General features: G+C 48.3%; 16 protein-coding genes, 2 tRNA genes and 1 pseudogene. 8 read left to right on the forward strand and 11 right to left on the reverse strand.

All coding sequences use genetic code 11. The features are described from left to right. Window positions 1–2: 2 nt before the first annotated feature. The 5 genes from ACTHSN_RS01635 to ccoG all read right to left on the reverse strand — a co-directional run bounded on the left by ACTHSN_RS01635 (window position 3) and on the right by ccoG (window position 3,571). A tRNA-Gly gene (locus ACTHSN_RS01635) sits at window positions 3–75 on the reverse strand. 34 nt (window positions 76–109) lie between these two features. Next, a tRNA-Gly gene (locus ACTHSN_RS01640) sits at window positions 110–185 on the reverse strand. A 94-nt stretch (window positions 186–279) separates the two neighbouring features. Beyond that, entirely contained in the window at window positions 280–840 is a 561-nt protein-coding gene (gene pgsA, locus ACTHSN_RS01645) for a CDP-diacylglycerol--glycerol-3-phosphate 3-phosphatidyltransferase (RefSeq protein ID WP_003679552.1), read from the reverse strand. Between the two features lie 674 nt (window positions 841–1,514). Further along, the gene (locus tag ACTHSN_RS01650) at window positions 1,515–2,081 is read right to left on the reverse strand and encodes a FixH family protein (protein ID WP_083290046.1); all 567 of its coding nucleotides are present in this window, start codon (window positions 2,079–2,081) and stop codon (window positions 1,515–1,517) included. 5 nt (window positions 2,082–2,086) lie between these two features. Beyond that, window positions 2,087–3,571 (reverse strand): cytochrome c oxidase accessory protein CcoG, encoded by a 1,485-nt coding sequence (gene ccoG, locus ACTHSN_RS01655; protein ID WP_070460945.1) that lies wholly within the window; start codon window positions 3,569–3,571, stop codon window positions 2,087–2,089. Between the two features lie 449 nt (window positions 3,572–4,020). Between ccoG and tkt the strand changes: the two genes are divergently transcribed. Further along, entirely contained in the window at window positions 4,021–6,000 is a 1,980-nt protein-coding gene (gene tkt, locus ACTHSN_RS01660; RefSeq protein WP_070460946.1) for a transketolase, read from the forward strand. 66 nt (window positions 6,001–6,066) lie between these two features. Here the strand turns inward: tkt and clpA are convergent, their stop codons facing one another. Together clpA and clpS are read right to left on the reverse strand one after the other, a co-directional pair. Next, entirely contained in the window at window positions 6,067–8,346 is a 2,280-nt protein-coding gene (clpA, locus tag ACTHSN_RS01665) for an ATP-dependent Clp protease ATP-binding subunit ClpA (protein ID WP_440365022.1), read from the reverse strand. A 3-nt stretch (window positions 8,347–8,349) separates the two neighbouring features. Continuing rightward, window positions 8,350–8,661, reverse strand: coding sequence for an ATP-dependent Clp protease adapter ClpS (gene clpS / locus ACTHSN_RS01670; RefSeq protein ID WP_070460948.1), 312 nt, complete (start codon window positions 8,659–8,661; stop codon window positions 8,350–8,352). A 257-nt stretch (window positions 8,662–8,918) separates the two neighbouring features. On the opposite strand from clpS, the gene ACTHSN_RS01675 reads away from it, so the two are divergent. From ACTHSN_RS01675 to ACTHSN_RS01690, 4 genes are all read left to right on the forward strand, one after another. Next, window positions 8,919–9,122, forward strand: coding sequence for a cold-shock protein (locus ACTHSN_RS01675; protein ID WP_070460950.1), 204 nt, complete (start codon window positions 8,919–8,921; stop codon window positions 9,120–9,122). Window positions 9,123–9,197: 75 nt separating this feature from the next. Next, window positions 9,198–9,413, forward strand: coding sequence for a hypothetical protein (locus ACTHSN_RS01680; RefSeq protein ID WP_003746135.1), 216 nt, complete (start codon window positions 9,198–9,200; stop codon window positions 9,411–9,413). An 84-nt stretch (window positions 9,414–9,497) separates the two neighbouring features. Continuing rightward, window positions 9,498–9,944: an SsrA-binding protein SmpB gene (gene smpB / locus ACTHSN_RS01685; protein WP_003679566.1), complete on the forward strand. Its 447-nt coding sequence runs from the start codon at window positions 9,498–9,500 to the stop codon at window positions 9,942–9,944. Between the two features lie 70 nt (window positions 9,945–10,014). After that, window positions 10,015–10,455, forward strand: a complete 441-nt coding sequence (locus ACTHSN_RS01690) for a hypothetical protein (RefSeq protein WP_003682952.1) — start codon at window positions 10,015–10,017, stop codon at window positions 10,453–10,455. A gap of 72 nt (window positions 10,456–10,527) precedes the next feature. Here the strand turns inward: ACTHSN_RS01690 and ACTHSN_RS01695 are convergent, their stop codons facing one another. Continuing rightward, window positions 10,528–11,013, reverse strand: coding sequence for a DUF4189 domain-containing protein (locus tag ACTHSN_RS01695; protein ID WP_070460952.1), 486 nt, complete (start codon window positions 11,011–11,013; stop codon window positions 10,528–10,530). Between the two features lie 174 nt (window positions 11,014–11,187). Here ACTHSN_RS01695 and ACTHSN_RS01700 point away from each other — a divergent pair, with 174 nt between their 5' ends. Then, entirely contained in the window at window positions 11,188–12,195 is a 1,008-nt protein-coding gene (locus tag ACTHSN_RS01700; RefSeq protein WP_107792527.1) for an IS5 family transposase, read from the forward strand. Between the two features lie 72 nt (window positions 12,196–12,267). Here the strand turns inward: ACTHSN_RS01700 and ACTHSN_RS01705 are convergent, their stop codons facing one another. From ACTHSN_RS01705 to ACTHSN_RS01715, 3 genes are read right to left on the reverse strand one after another with little or no spacing between them, the layout of a single operon-like run. Next, complete coding sequence (locus tag ACTHSN_RS01705; protein WP_070461563.1) at window positions 12,268–12,531, reverse strand: hypothetical protein; 264 nt, start codon at window positions 12,529–12,531, stop codon at window positions 12,268–12,270. Between the two features lie 25 nt (window positions 12,532–12,556). Then, a complete protein-coding gene (locus ACTHSN_RS01710; RefSeq protein WP_070461564.1) occupies window positions 12,557–13,156 on the reverse strand; it encodes a Maf family protein in 600 nt (199 codons plus the stop codon). Window positions 13,157–13,195: 39 nt separating this feature from the next. Then, on the reverse strand, window positions 13,196–13,732 hold the full coding sequence (locus ACTHSN_RS01715; RefSeq protein WP_070461565.1) for a gamma carbonic anhydrase family protein: 537 nt from the start codon (window positions 13,730–13,732) through the stop codon (window positions 13,196–13,198). 452 nt (window positions 13,733–14,184) lie between these two features. On the opposite strand from ACTHSN_RS01715, the gene ACTHSN_RS01720 reads away from it, so the two are divergent. Continuing rightward, on the forward strand, window positions 14,185–14,808 hold the full coding sequence (locus ACTHSN_RS01720) for a biliverdin-producing heme oxygenase (protein WP_070461566.1): 624 nt from the start codon (window positions 14,185–14,187) through the stop codon (window positions 14,806–14,808). A 212-nt stretch (window positions 14,809–15,020) separates the two neighbouring features. Beyond that, window positions 15,021–15,289, forward strand: a pseudogene (locus ACTHSN_RS01725) (transferrin-binding protein-like solute binding protein); the annotation flags it as partial.

A 15,289-nucleotide genomic window follows, 5' to 3' on the forward strand; every position in this document is an offset into this window, starting at 1 on the left:
GGAGCGGGAAACGAGTCTCGAACTCGCGACCTCAACCTTGGCAAGGTTGCGCTCTACCAACTGAGCTATTCCCGCATATTGAAAAAGAACAATCAACAAGTAATCAGGATGGAGCGGGAAACGAGTCTCGAACTCGCGACCTCAACCTTGGCAAGGTTGCGCTCTACCAACTGAGCTATTCCCGCTCTGATATTTGTTGCTTCGTATATCGAAGAAGACGCAATTATTATGGATTTAATCGTGTGCGTCAAGTGTTTTGTTTTTATTTTTTTAAAAATTTTATTTGAATTCTTTCCATGCCATTTTCAGGTAGTAGCACATGGACCAGATGGTCAATACAGATGCTATAAACATCAATATGTTACCAATGAGATAGAAAGGGTCGTTATATTTGTCTGTGCCGATAAGTAAAAGGAAGATGGCGATCATTTGGGCAGTGGTTTTGAATTTGCCGATAGTGGCCACTGCAACGCTGCCGCGTTTGCCCATTTGTGCCATCCATTCGCGCAGGGCGGAAATGGTAATTTCTCGGCCAATAATAATCATGGCGAAGATAGCGTATGTTCTGCCAAGGCTGACGAGCAGGAGTAGGGCAACGGCAACCATGAGTTTGTCGGCAACGGGGTCGAGGAATGCGCCAAAGTCGGAGGTTTGTTTCCAGCGACGTGCTAAAAAGCCGTCAAACCAGTCTGTAATAGCTGCAAGTGCAAAGATGATAGCGGCTGTCCAGTTGACGGTTTGTGGTTGAATCCATGTGTTCGGTAAATAGAATAGGATGGTAAACACGGGGATTAATAGGACGCGCATCCAGGTAAGTAAAATAGGTATGTTCCAAGGCATGGTTTGTGACCTTTTGGACGATGTGTCGGATTGTCCATTATAGCTTATTTGCTTACTGGGCTTTTTTGAGTGTTGTTTTTTTGCCGACAAGTAACGTGGGCAAAGGGCTTTGTTATGCGGGTTGTGAAGAAAGTCTGTTAAGGCCGTCTGAAAAATGGGTTGTTGAGGGGTATAAATGTTTTTGGGCAGGTAAGTGGCTGCAAAATAGTGGGCAACGAGGTCGGCCTGCTGCTCAATATTGAGTTGGTTGAAGTGAGGCAAAGGCATGGGATAGGCGTAAGCTTTGCGTTTCCTATATCCGCCTTTGAGCATAATGAATAAACCGGATAACCAAACTTTGTGACCGCGCTGGTGTTGCCAGACGTGTGTAAGCTCATGAATCAGCCAGATTTTGTAGGCGATGCCGGCTTGAGTGAAATCATCAGGGCAGTGTTTGCGCGGGAAATATATATTTCCATTGGGGGCAATGGCGGTATTGGGGTTGGGTAGGAAGGGGATGCCGCGATATATTTTAATGCGGTTGAAGTCTATGCCGTCGGCAAAAACCTGTTTTGCCATACGGACTTCGTTTTCTGTCAGTCTGCGCCAATTGGAAAAAATCATATTTTAAAGAATGATAGAGGGTAAAAGATTTTCAGGCCGTCTGAAAGTTTCAGACGGCCTGAACATGGGATTTATTGTTCTTCTGAAGCGGCTTGTTTGCCGTTGTCGAACAATTTGTCCATAGGCGTCAGATTGACTGCGTTGCCTTGGCTAACTATCCATTTGTTTTCAACACGCCATACGCCTGAGGCATCTTCAACGCGCAGGTACCAATGATTGGTTGGGCGTAAAGGTTTAAAGACGGCTTCGTATTCCATACGGCCGTTTTGTGGCTCGGCTGTTACGGTGCGCAGCTTGACGATTTGGTCGTCAGCTTTGCGTGTAGGGTGCATCAGCAGCAGGTTTAATGACTGTTTGGGATCGAATTGTCCGCTGACGAATACTTTGGCGGCATTCATGTCCGGACTGATTAAAACCTGCACCTGAATCTGCCGTTTAACGGCTTCTTCATCGCGGTGAAGCTGGATTTCGATGTGTTTTCCGTCTTTATAGTAATCGTCGGAAACCAAGTCTGTCGTATGTTCTTTTGCGACGAAGAACATGGAAACGCTGGCGATAACGACAAAGATTGGACCTGCCATCAGCACCCAAGGCCAAGTGTGTTTATACCAAGGCTTAGTGGGATTGGGTTTGGACACCGTTGTTATTCTCCAATAAAGGTTGCTTTTTCATTCAAGACAGTCGGTTCGGCATCAGCGTCATCGGTTTCACGATATGTGAAAGTAAATTCAATCGGCTGGCTGCCTTTTTCGGCGTACTCAGGGATGGTGGATACTTGAACCGGAATGGTTACGGTTTCGCGTGGCGCAATTTTAATACCGTTTTCGGGTAAGCCGGTCAAGGCGATATCATCAAAACCTTTGACTGTGGCAGTAACGGTCTGCTCATGTTCACTCTTATTAATGATGCGCAGGTTGTAGGCATTTTCCAACCAGCCTTGGCTGTTTTCACGTACCATCACGCCGCGGTCTTTCAGAATATCCACTTCGACCATTTTACGGGTGGAAATACCGGTTAAGAAAGCAATAATAACCACAAACAATACTGCACCATAACCTGCAACGCGAGGGCGTTTCAGACGTTTTTTGATGTCGCTTTCAGGGTATTCATGCTCCATTGCACCTTCGGTGGTGTAACGGATCAGGCCGCGCGGATAACCCATTTTGTCCATGATTTCGTCACAAGCATCGACACAGGCTGCACAACCGATACATTGGTATTGCAGACCGTCGCGGATGTCGATACCAACAGGGCAGACTTGTACGCACATGGTGCAGTTGATGCAGTCGCCTAAGCCGCTGTCTTCTTTGTTGGCGGTTTTTTTGCGTGCACCGCGAGGTTCGCCGCGTTCGGTATCGTAGGAAATAATCAGTGTGTCTTTGTCAAACATCGCACTTTGGAAGCGTGCATACGGGCACATATGCAGACACACTTTTTCGCGCATGATGTGGGCAAAAAAGAAGGTCATGAATCCGTAAAACGCTGCGGCAAACATTGCGCCACCGCCTGCTGCTCCGGTGAATAAATCGGGAACAAACTGGCGGATAGGGACAAACCAGCCTGCAAAAGTGATACCTGTCCACGCACAGACAAGGAAAATCAGCAGGTATTTGGTGGCTTTAATACGGATTTTAGTAAAGTTCCAAGGCGATTTTTCCAGTTTTAAACGTTTGTTGCGGTCGCCTTCAACCAAGTTGTCGATCCAAAGCATGATTTCGGTGTAAACCGTTTGCGGGCAAGAGTAGCCGCACCACAAACGACCGGCAATGGTTGTCCACCAAAACAGTCCGAAAGCACAAATCATCAGCAGCAAGGCAAGGTAAATCAAATCGCCCATGCCCAGTGACAGGCCGAAAATGAAAAAATGACGGTCAGGGATATTGAATAAAACTGCCTGACGGTTACTCCAGTTAAACCATGGAATTACGTAAAATACAAACTGGGTCGCCAATACGGCGGCGATACGTAGTTTGGCAAAGCGTCCTTCTGCTTTTTTCGGATGGATGCGTTCGCCTTCGGGATGAATTTGAATTACGCTGGATTTGGGTTTGGAAGGTTTGGGCGGAGTGGCTTTTGCCGTTTTTTCTGTTGAGGGTGTGGCGTTTTCAGCTTGGTTTTCGGGTGACATAATCAGTGTTCCTTAATCGAAGTGCACACAAGCCTTTTGTCATGGTAGTAGTTTGATGCGAATATTTTCAGACGGCCTTTGGAGTGCATATAAAATCATAACATTTGACTCTATGCAAAGCAAAAGCAGGGTTTGCCCTTAACAATAGTTGCGGTACTCCTGTCTCATACAAGGCCGTCTGAAAAGAGCAGTATTCAAAGACTTACGGAATAAGTGTAGGTTTATACTTATAGCGATTTCCTATTTATCCGATAAAAAATTTACAACATACTGTTTCAAAACGAAATAACAGTTAATATCATCTATCCCGTCCGTTTCAGACGGCCTATTGGAAATCATGCCGTCTGACAATGCAAATATCAAAGGCTATTCTTGAAAGCACGGCTGATTCAGGCGATAATCGGCACACTTTTTTCATATTTCCAATCTTGTCCAAGGAAGGTCAAACCATGTCTCAACTGGCAAACGCAATCCGTTTCCTCTCAGTCGATGCCGTACAAAAAGCCAACTCTGGCCACCCGGGTGCGCCTATGGGTATGGCGGAAATGGCGGAAGTATTGTGGACGAAGTTCCTCAATCATAATCCAGCCAACCCGAAATTCTACAACCGCGACCGTTTTGTCCTCTCCAATGGTCATGCTTCCATGATTCTTTACAGCCTGTTGCACCTGACCGGCTACAACGTTTCCATTGATGATCTGAAAAACTTCCGCCAACTGCACAGCAAAACCCCCGGCCATCCTGAATATGGCTACACCGACGGTGTGGAAACCACGACCGGTCCATTGGGACAAGGTATTGCCAACGCTGTGGGCATGGCTTTGGCCGAAAAAATCTTGGCTGCCGAATTCAATAAAGACGGTTTGAATATCGTTGACCACTACACCTACGTTTTCATGGGCGACGGCTGCATGATGGAAGGCGTATCGCATGAAGCCTGCTCGCTTGCCGGTACTTTGGGCTTGGGCAAACTGATTGTTTTATATGATGACAACAATATTTCCATCGATGGTAAAGTGGACGGTTGGTTTACCGAAAATATTCCGCAACGCTTTGAAAGCTACGGCTGGCATGTGATTCCAAATGTAAACGGTCATGACACTGATGCCATTCAGACGGCCATTGAAGCGGCCAAAGCCGAAACCGGCAAACCTTCCCTGATTTGCTGCAAAACCTTAATCGGTAAAGGCAGTGCCAACAAAGAAGGCAGTCACAAAACCCACGGTGCGCCTTTGGGTGCGGATGAGATCGAAGCCACGCGCAAACATTTGGGTTGGGCTTATCCTGCGTTTGAAATCCCTCAAGAAATCTATGCAGCATGGGATGCAAAAGAAAAAGGCGCGAAACTTGAGGCCGAATGGAACGAACTCTTCGCTCAATATCAAGCCAAATATCCTGCCGAAGCTGCAGAATTCGTGCGCCGCATGGATAAAAAACTGCCTGAAAATTTCGACGCTTACATTCAAGCCGCATTGAAAGAAGTGTGTGCCAAAGCAGAAACCATCGCGACCCGTAAAGCCAGCCAAAACAGCATCGAAATCTTGGCAAAAGAGCTGCCTGAATTGGTGGGCGGTTCTGCCGACTTGACCCCGTCCAACCTGACTGACTGGTCAAACAGCGTTTCCGTTACCCGCGAACACGGCGGCAACTATATTCACTACGGCGTGCGTGAATTCGGTATGGGCGCGGTGATGAATGGCCTTACCCTGCATGGCGGTGTTAAACCATTCAGCGCGACTTTCCTGATGTTCAGTGAATACGAGCGTAATGCCTTACGTATGGCTTCGCTGATGAAAATCAACCCTGTATTTGTGTTCACCCACGATTCCATCGGTTTGGGCGAAGACGGTCCGACCCACCAACCTATCGAGCAAACTGCCACTCTGCGCCTGATTCCGAATATGGATGTATGGCGTCCATGCGATACCGTTGAATCTTTGGTAGCGTGGTCTGAAGCCGTTAAAGCGGCCGATCACCCGTCCAGCCTGATTTTCAGCCGTCAAAACCTGAAATTCCAAGCGCGTGATGAGCAACAGCTGAACAACATCAAACGCGGTGCTTACGTAATCAGTGAAGCTAAAGGCAATGCGCAAGCTGTTGTAATTGCTACCGGTTCTGAAGTTGAATTGGCTCTGGAGGCGCAAAAGGTATTGGCAGAACAAGGTATTGCCGTACGCGTTGTTTCCATGCCTTCTACCAATGTATTCGACCGCCAAGATGCTGCCTACAAAGCCGCCGTTCTGCCGGAAGGCTTGCCACGCGTAGCCGTAGAAGCCGGACATGCCGACGGCTGGTATAAATACGTCGGTTTGAACGGCGCAGTGGTCGGTATCAACCGCTTCGGCGAGTCTGCACCTGCTGATTTGCTGTTCAAAGAATTCGGCTTTACCGTAGACAATGTGGTTGCCACTGTTAAATCCGTCTTGTAAATCAGATTTTTGATTGAGATAAAAAGGCCGTCTGAAATTTCAGACGGCCTTTTATTTTTCAACTGGTTAAACAGTTTCTGCTTCAGGTTTGACTTTGTTTTTCTTGAATTTCAACACGGCTTCTTCTTTTGCCGCATCCCAATCTATCAATACAAAGCCGCCTTCGGCGAGTTTGCCGAACAGGAGTTCGTCGGCGAGCAGTTTGCGGATTTTTTCCTGAATCAGGCGGTGCATCGGGCGCGCGCCCATTTGCGGGTCGAAACCTTTTTCCGCCAGATATTTGCGCAATGCCTGAGTGAATTCGGCTTCGACTTTTTTGTCGAGGAGCTGGTGTTCGAGCTGGAGCAGGAATTTGTCCACGATTTTGGCGATGATGGGTTCGGACAAGGGTGCAAACGGGATAATCGCGTCCAAGCGGTTGCGGAACTCGGGTGTGAAGAGTTTGTTGATCGCCTGCATTTCGTCGCCGCGTTCGCGTTTGGCGGTGAAGCCGAGGCTGGGTCGGCTGAGGCTTTCAGCGCCTGCGTTGGTAGTCATAATCAGGATGACGTTGCGGAAATCGGCACTCTTGCCGTTGTTGTCGGTCAGTTTGCCTGCGTCCATGACTTGCAGGAGGACGTTGAAAATGTCGGGATGGGCTTTTTCGATTTCGTCTAAGAGTAATACGCAATGCGGATGTTTGTTGGCGGCTTCGGTCAAAAGGCCGCCCTGGTCAAAGCCGACGTAGCCCGGCGGCGCGCCGATCAGGCGTGATACGGCGTGGGGTTCCATGTATTCGGACATGTCGAAACGTTGCAGCGGTACGCCCATCGAGTAGGCAAGTTGTTTGGCGACTTCGGTTTTGCCGACGCCGGTCGGACCGGAGAAGAGGAAGCAGCCTATGGGTTTGTCGGGCAGGGCGAGGCCGGAACGCGACATTTTGACGGCGGCAACCAGCGCGTCGATGGCGTTTTCCTGACCGTAAACCATGTTTTTCAAATCGCGTCCGAGGAATTGCAGCACTTGTTTGTCGTCGTGCGACACGGTTTTTTCGGGAATCCGCGCGACTTTGGCGATGACGGTTTCGATTTGCGCTTTGCCGATGACTTTTTTCTGTTTGGATTTGGGCAGAATCTGTTGCGCCGCGCCTGCCTCATCCATCACGTCGATGGCTTTGTCGGGCAGGAAACGCTCGTTGATGTAGCGGGCGGAGAGTTCGGCGGCGGCTTCGAGTGCGCCTTGCGTGTAGCGGACTTGGTGGAAACCTTCAAACATCGGTTTCAAGCCGCGCAGGATTTGCACGGTTTCGGCGACGGTGGGTTCGACCACGTCGATTTTTTGGAAGCGGCGGCTTAAGGCGTGGTCTTTGTCGAAAATAGTGCGGTATTCGTCGTAAGTGGTCGCGCCGATACAGCGCGGCGAACCTTTTGCCAGTGCGGGTTTGAGCAGGTTGGACGCGTCCATCGTGCCGCCGCTGGTGCTGCCCGCGCCAATGATGGTGTGGATTTCGTCGATAAACAAAATGGCTTGAGGGATTTTTTCGAGCTGTTTCAAGACGGATTTGACCCGCGCTTCAAAGTCGCCGCGGTATTTCGTGCCCGCCAAAAGCGAACCCATATCCAGCGCGTACACTTCGGCATCTTTAAGCGCGTCGGGAATGTCGCCGTTGACGATTTGATGCGCCAGCCCTTCCGCCAGCGCGGTTTTGCCCACGCCAGCTTCGCCGACCAAAAGTGGATTGTTTTTGCGGCGGCGGCATAGGATTTGCACCAGCCTTTCCATTTCGTGTTTGCGACCAATCAAAGGGTCGATACGGCCGGCTTTGACTTCAGTGTTGAGATTGACTGTGTAGTCGGAAAGCGAGCCGGTTTTTTGTTCCGCTTCTTCGTCCTCGCGTCCCAGGCCGTCTGAATCATTGCCGTCCTCGTCATCGGGCGAGCCATGGGCAATGCAACGCAAGACTTCAAAGCGTGTAATGGATTGCAATTTGAGGAAATAAACGGCATGGCTTTCGGATTCGCTCATCATGGCAACCAAAATATCCAAAGGCTCTACTGCGGCTTTACCGGCAGACTGGGTATGCACCATCGCCCGTTGGATGACGCGTTGGAAGCCCAATGTCGGCTGGGTTTCGACCGTATCCAGAAGATGATCGGGAATTTGCGGCGTATTTTCAGCAACGCTGGCGGCAAGCTGCTCGGACAGGACTTTCAAATCCACACCGCACAGTTTCAAGACGTTCGGCACAGCTGCATCTTCTTCTATCAGCACCAAAAGCAGGTGCTCTAAGCTGATAAACTCATAACGCGCGTTGCGTGCTTCACGGTAGAGCAGTTGCAGGATGTGTTCCAATTCGGGTGAAAGCATGGTTTAAACCTCTTCGACTATACATTTGAGCGGATGCCCTTCAGCTTTGGCACGTTCCATGACCTGATGTTGCTTAGTCTGGGCAATATCGCGCGTGTAGGTGCCGCACAGGCCTTTGCCTTCGTGGTGCACCAGCAACATGACGGCCACTGCCTGTTCCTGTGCAAGCATAAAGACTTCGGTCAGGATCTCGACGACAAATTCCATGGTGGTGTAATCGTCGTTCAATAAAAATACGCCGTAACGTTTCGGCGGCTGTGTGTTGATATCGCTGAGCAGGGTATCGGATTGGTGGTCGGTATTCGGATGGCTCATAATCTTAGGTTTCAGTTTTCAGACGGCCTGTTTTAGAGTGCAAACCTTTTTCTGTTGTATTTCGGCAATTTTTTTCTATTTTCCCACTTTTTTGAAAACATAGCTTGACGTTTTGTCTTAACAAATGTAAAAAGACGGTTAAGCAGAAGTTGGCACTCAACCGCGTATGCAATACGTGGGAGAAACGCTGAACGTTTTAGTTTTTTGTATGCCTTGTTTTGCTGATTTTGTTAATTTTTAAGTATAGGAAGTTTCTAATGGCAACCGGTATCGTAAAATGGTTTAACGACGCTAAAGGTTTTGGTTTCATCACTCCTGATCAAGGTGGCGAAGATTTGTTCGCTCACTTCTCAGCGATCAACATGGATGGTTTCAAAACCCTGAAAGAAGGTCAACGCGTATCTTTCGACGTAACCACCGGCCCTAAAGGCAAACAAGCTGCTAACATTCAAGCTGCTTAATCAAATGCGCGGCATAAGCCGTATAATCATGGCGGGGTTTCCCGCCATTTTTTATGGGCGTTCGAGTTAAAAATTATGAATCCAAATTCATCTTATCAAAATGCTTTAAACCAGTTGGACGAGCTTATCCGTCATTTCCGCAGCGAAGGCGAGGTCAGCTGCGCCGTTGCCGAGCGTGAAGACCAAATTTTGATCCGCCTTGCCGATTTGAAACTGGATTTGCGTCCTGAAGATGAAAAAGCCATTGCCGATATAGACCGCTTTTACCGTCGCCATGTTTTAAGCGAATAAACGTTTCAAAACCGTTTGCCGTTTTATTTTTTAAGCATGCCTGATAAAATAGGCCGTCTGAAAAGTTTGTAAAGAATCAGCACAATGAGTATTGCCAATAATAAAAAAGCCTTTCACGATTTCTTTATCGAAGACCAAATCGAAGCCGGTATAGTATTGGAGGGATGGGAAGTCAAAGCCATCCGCGCTGCACGCGTGCAATTAAAAGAAAGCTATATCTACTGGAAAAAAGACGCATTCTATTTGGTGGGCTGCCACATTACCGCATTGCCCACTGCCTCGACACACGTCAAACCTGACCCTGTTCGTCCGCGTAAGTTGTTGTTGAAACAATCGGAAATTAATAAGTTAATCGGCAAAACCGAACGCGCCGGTTATACGATTGTGCCCTTAAACCTGCATTACACCCGCGGTAGAATCAAAGTGGAAATCGGTTTGGCCAAGGGTAAGAAACAGCATGACAAACGCCAAAGCCTGAAAGAAGCGGATTGGAAGCGTGAGAAACAACGCTTGATGAAAAACGTACGTTGATTTTTTCAGACGGCCTTTTTATAAAGGCCGTCTGAATATTTATTGTTTGAACATTTTAAAAGGAAAACAGATGAAAACCATGATTTTAGCGGCGGCTTCAGCCGTATTGTTGCTGGGCGCGTGTTCTACTACGGAACAAAGAGTATTGAAACCTGAAGAGCTGACCAGCATCAAACATGTCTGCATCATTCAAAATGCAAAAGTAAGACCGCATGATTTGGATCGTGCTTTGTCCAAAGCTTTGGCAAAACGCGGCATTGGCAGCACGATTGTAACCGCAGACAACCGCGGCAAACTGTATGATTCTTCTTGCCCGTATAATCTGCGTTACAAAACCAAAGGCAATAACGAAATCTTGCGTAAAGGCGTATTTGTGTTGCGAAGCACCAAGTATGCGGTTTCTACGGTCAGCTATTCTTTGAACGATGAAAACCACTTTCGAACCAATCCTGATTTGGTGAAACAGGCTGAAGGCGTTGTCGCCAAATTGTTGGAAAAAAACAGCAAATAAAAGCCAGAATAAAAAACCGGCTTGCCGTGATATGGAGAATATCGGGCAAGCCGGTTTTATTTTCAGACGGCCTTAAATGGATTTGATTTTTTCCCAAAGGGTTTTGACCGTACCTTGATAGTAGGTTTCAGAAGTGCAATAGACTGTTTCTAAAGCACATTGTCCTTGAGAGCCGTATTTTTTGATGCACTGGCTCAAGGCAATTTGATGCACGGTTTTGAAACGTGGGGAGGTAATGGCCACCACGTTTTGAGCAGTTAATTTGCCCATGGCTTTAGGGTAGGCAACCGCGATACAGGTATTGTGCAGTGGGACAACCGTTTTGCAGCCTGTTGCTTGGCCTGCGCCGATACCGGCTAAGGCATCTTGGCCTTTACAGAATGTTTCGAGCTCGGCTGTTGCATCCAGTTGTGTGGCATTTTCTTTGGTGGTTTTGATTTGCAGCGCTTCATTGCTGTCGGCAGGGTTTTGCCACATGGCCAGGTAGCCGTAAGTATCGGCAGCTAGGGCGGCAGGAGTCAGTGCGCAAAGGATAAGTGTCATTAGTGTTTTTTTCATGTTTGTTCCCTGTTTGTTGGGTATTTGTTGTTATTATAAAGCAAAAGTACTTATTTGATATAAATTTGCTTTTAAAATGAATATTTGAGTGTGGCAGATAGATTATAGGCCGAGACCTTTGCAAAATTCCCCAAAATCCCCTAAATTCCCACCAAGACATTTAGGGGATTTTCCATGAGTACCTTCTTTCAGCAAACCGCCCAAGCCATGATCGCCAAACACATCGACCGTTTCCCACTATTGAAGTTGGATCAAGTGATTGATTGGCAACCGATCGAACAATACCTGAATCGTCAAAAAACCCGTTACCTCCGAGACCACCGCGGCCGTCCCGCCTATCCCCTGTTGTCCATGTTCAAAGCCGTCCTGCTCGGACAATGGCACAGCCTCTCCGATCCCGAACTCGAACACAGCCTCATCACCCGCATCGATTTCAACCTGTTTTGCCGTTTTGACGAACTGAGCATCCCCGATTACAGCACCTTATGTCGCTACCGCAACTGGCTGGCGCAAGACGACACCCTATCCGAACTGCTGGAACTGATCAACCGCCAACTGACTGAAAAAGGCTTAAAAGTAGAGAAAGCATCCGTCGCCGTCATTGACGCCATCATTATTCAGACCGCCGGCAGCAAACAACGCCAGGCTATAGAAGTCGATGAAGAAGGGCAAATCAGCGGCCAAACCACGCCGAGTAAAGACAGCGATGCCCGTTGGATAAAGAAAAACGGCCTCTACAAACTCGGGTACAAACAACATACCCGTACCGATGCGGAAGGCTATATTGAGAAACTGCACATTACCCCTGCCAATGCCCATGAATGCAAACACCTGTTGCCTTTGTTGGAAGGCCTATCCAAAGGTACGACCGTCTATGCCGACAAAGGCTACGACAGTAAGGAAAACCAGCAACATCTGAAAGAGCATCGGCTGCAGGACGGCATTATGCGCAAAGCACACAGTAACCATCCGCTGTCGGAAGCGCAAACCAAACGCAACCGATATTTGTCGAAAACCCGTTATGTGGTCGAACAAAGCTTCGGTACGTTACACCGGAAGTTCCGCTATGCGCGGGCAGCCTATTTTGGACTGATTAAAGTGAGTGCACAAAGCCATCTGAAGGCGATGTGTTTGAACCTATTGAAAGCCGCTAACAGGCTAAGTGCGCCTGCTGCCGCCTAAAAGGCGGCCGGATGCCTGATTATCGGGTGTCCGGGGAGGATTAAGGGGGTATTTGGGTAAAATCAGGAGTAATTAGGAGCGGAAATAGACGAAAACCTGTGTTTGGAGTTTCAGCTGTCGAAGGAAGGGCTTTTTTGCAAAGGTCTCATAGGTGTATTGATCGCCGAGCATGACCCAGCCGCCTGCGGGCGCATCTTCTATAGCGGAGCCAAGCTTCCCGAAAGAGAGGATACTGTCGTTGCCTTTGCGGATGGCGGTTGTACCGTCGTCTGAAAAAGTGGTGCAGCCAGCGAGAAGGAATACTGCGGATAAAAAGGGGAAGACGTATGTTTTCATAATGTTTGTTTGAAGGTATTTAAAATCAGGCAAATGGGGGAATACTCAATCCGAATTGTTCCAACAAGCCGACCGTTTCGTAAACGGGCAGGCCCATCACGCCTGTAAAGCTGCCTTGCAAATGCTCGACAAACACGCCGCCCAAACCCTGAATGCCATACGCGCCCGCTTTGTCCATCGGTTCGCCACTTCGGATATAGGCGGATATTTCTTCGGCAGACAAGGTTTTGAAACGTACATCGCTGGTTTGCAAAACGCCGTGCGCTCTCCCTTGCCAATATACGCATACGGCAGTCAGCACCTGATGCGTCTGCCCTGAACGCCGGGCGAGCATTTCGGCTGCTTGGGCTTCGGTTTCCGGTTTGCCGAGGATGTGGTTTTGATAGGCGACCGTAGTGTCGGCAGTCAGAATCGGATATTCGGGCGACGCGTCGTGTGCGGCAAACCATTGCTCGACAGCGGCGGCATTTTTTTCCTGCGCCATACGTTGCACATAATCGGCGGCTTTTTCGTCGGAATGCGGCGTTTCGTCGATGTCGGCAGGGATACGGATAACTTTGAATCCTAGGTTTTCCAAAATTTCGCGGCGGCGCGGGCTGCCGGAGGCTAGGTAGAGTGTGTGCATAAAACTTTCTTTTTTAAGGGATATAAGGTCGCCTGAAAATTATTTTGACTGCTTGTGTTGGCCTGCCAGCCGCACATAATGCGCGGAAGAATATTTCAAAAATTCTTTTTCTTTTTCGGTCAGCGGGCGGACTTGTTTGACGGGCGAACCGACATAGAGATAGCCGCTTTCCAAACGTTTGCGTGGCGGCACCAAACTGCCTGCACCTATCATCACGTCGTCTTCGATGACGGTATCGTCCAGAATAATCGTACCCATCCCAATCAACACACGATCGCCGATGCGGCAGCCGTGCAGCATGACTTTGTGTCCGACGGTTACGTCTTCGCCGATGATAAGGGGTGAGCCTTCGGGCTTTTCCGCGTTTTTGTGCGAAACGTGCAAGACACTGCCGTCCTGTACATTGCTGCGCGCGCCGATGCTGATGCTGTTCACGTCGCCGTGCAACACGGCATACGGCCAAACGGATACGTCTTCGGCAAGCGATACTTCGCCGATGATGACGGAGGTTTCGTCGATGAGACAGGATTCGTGAATTTGCGGAGTATGGTCTAAGAAGGGGCGGATAGGGTTCATGTTGTTTCTTCCTTTTTGACAGTGTGGCAGGTTTCAGACGACCTGCGGCTCGGTATGGCGAAAGTATGCCGTTTTGACGCAGGTGAGGCAAGGACGGCGTCTACCGAGATGTTGTCATGTCTTTGTAAACAATATTTTTTATGGTTAAGGAATCATTTTCCGTTAAGCCTGCCTCTCTTGTTTGCCGAAGGTGGAAAATTGTCCGTTATTATCTTGTAGTTGCAAGTAGCTGCAAACCATTCTCTTGCCATTTGAATTGGAATGATATATATTTTTAAAAAATATTTCATAAAATAACGAAACCCGATGGTTTGTTTTCAACCAGGTTTGGTGGGTTTCCAATCCCACAAACCTTGGCTTCCATCCCGTGTCCGTTTTCAAATCTATCCAATCCACCTTGTTTAAATAAAGGCGGCCGGAAGGTCGTCTGAAACTGTATGAAGGATATTCACATGAGCGAAACACAAGAGCTGACTTTTGCCAAACGGCTGAAAGAGCAAACTACAACTATTCACGATAGCGTGGACAACTTGGTTATGTCTGTCGAGCCGTTTACCAACAAAGAGAATTACATCAAATTTTTGAAACTGCAATCAGTGTTCCACAAAGCGGTCGATCATATTTATAAAGACTCCGAGTTGAACAAAGCCATTCCTGAGCTGGAATACATGGCGCGTTACGACGCGGTAACGCAAGACTTGGCTGATTTGGGCGACAAACCTTACGAATACGGTAAACCGTTGCCACATGAAACCGGCAACAAAGCCATCGGTTGGCTGTATTGCGCCGAAGGTTCCAATTTGGGCGCAGCATTTTTGTTTAAACACGCGCAAAAACTGGATTACACCGGCGAACACGGCGCGCGCCACCTCGCCCCCCATCCGAACGGCCGCGGCAAACATTGGCGTGCGTTTGTCGAGCATCTGAATGCTTTGGGTTTAAGTCCTGAAGCTGAAGCCGAAGCGATTCAAGGTGCAAAAGATGCATTTGCGTTCTACAAAGTCGTTCTGCGCGAAACATTTGACCTGCCTGCAGGTGCGGAAGCTCCGGAAGGCTTTGTTCCGCACCGTCATTAATGGTTTGACGATATAAGTAGAGGTCGTCTGAAACACATCTGTATACGCGGATTCATAAATTCTGTTTTCAGACGACCTTCATACTGATGCAAGTTTAGTACCGTTTGGTTATCCGCATTTGCGGTATATTTTAATTGGTTTGATGTAAATAATTATCAAATATTTTATCACCATCATTCCAAAATACCATTATCACATTCAGGAGTTTGACCATGAAGGAATCATTTAAATTAAGTATGTTGGCGATTGCCTGCAGCATCGCATTGAGTGCATGCGGTTCAAGCGGTGGTGGCACGCCGTCTGCACAGTCTGCACCGACCCCGCAACAGCCGGGCAATAATTCCGGCTCGGGCGGAGGAGGTGATTCAAAACAAACAGAAGACGCTAAGAAAGCTGAAGAAGCCAAGAAAGCTGAAGAAGCCAAGAAAGCTGAAGAAGCCAAGAAAGCTGAAGAAGCCAAGAAAGCTGAAGAAGCCAAGAA

Origin of the sequence: Neisseria sp. P0009.S010 (assembly GCF_051958545.1) — a bacterium.
GTDB classification, from domain to species: Bacteria; Pseudomonadota; Gammaproteobacteria; order Burkholderiales; family Neisseriaceae; genus Neisseria; species Neisseria subflava_A.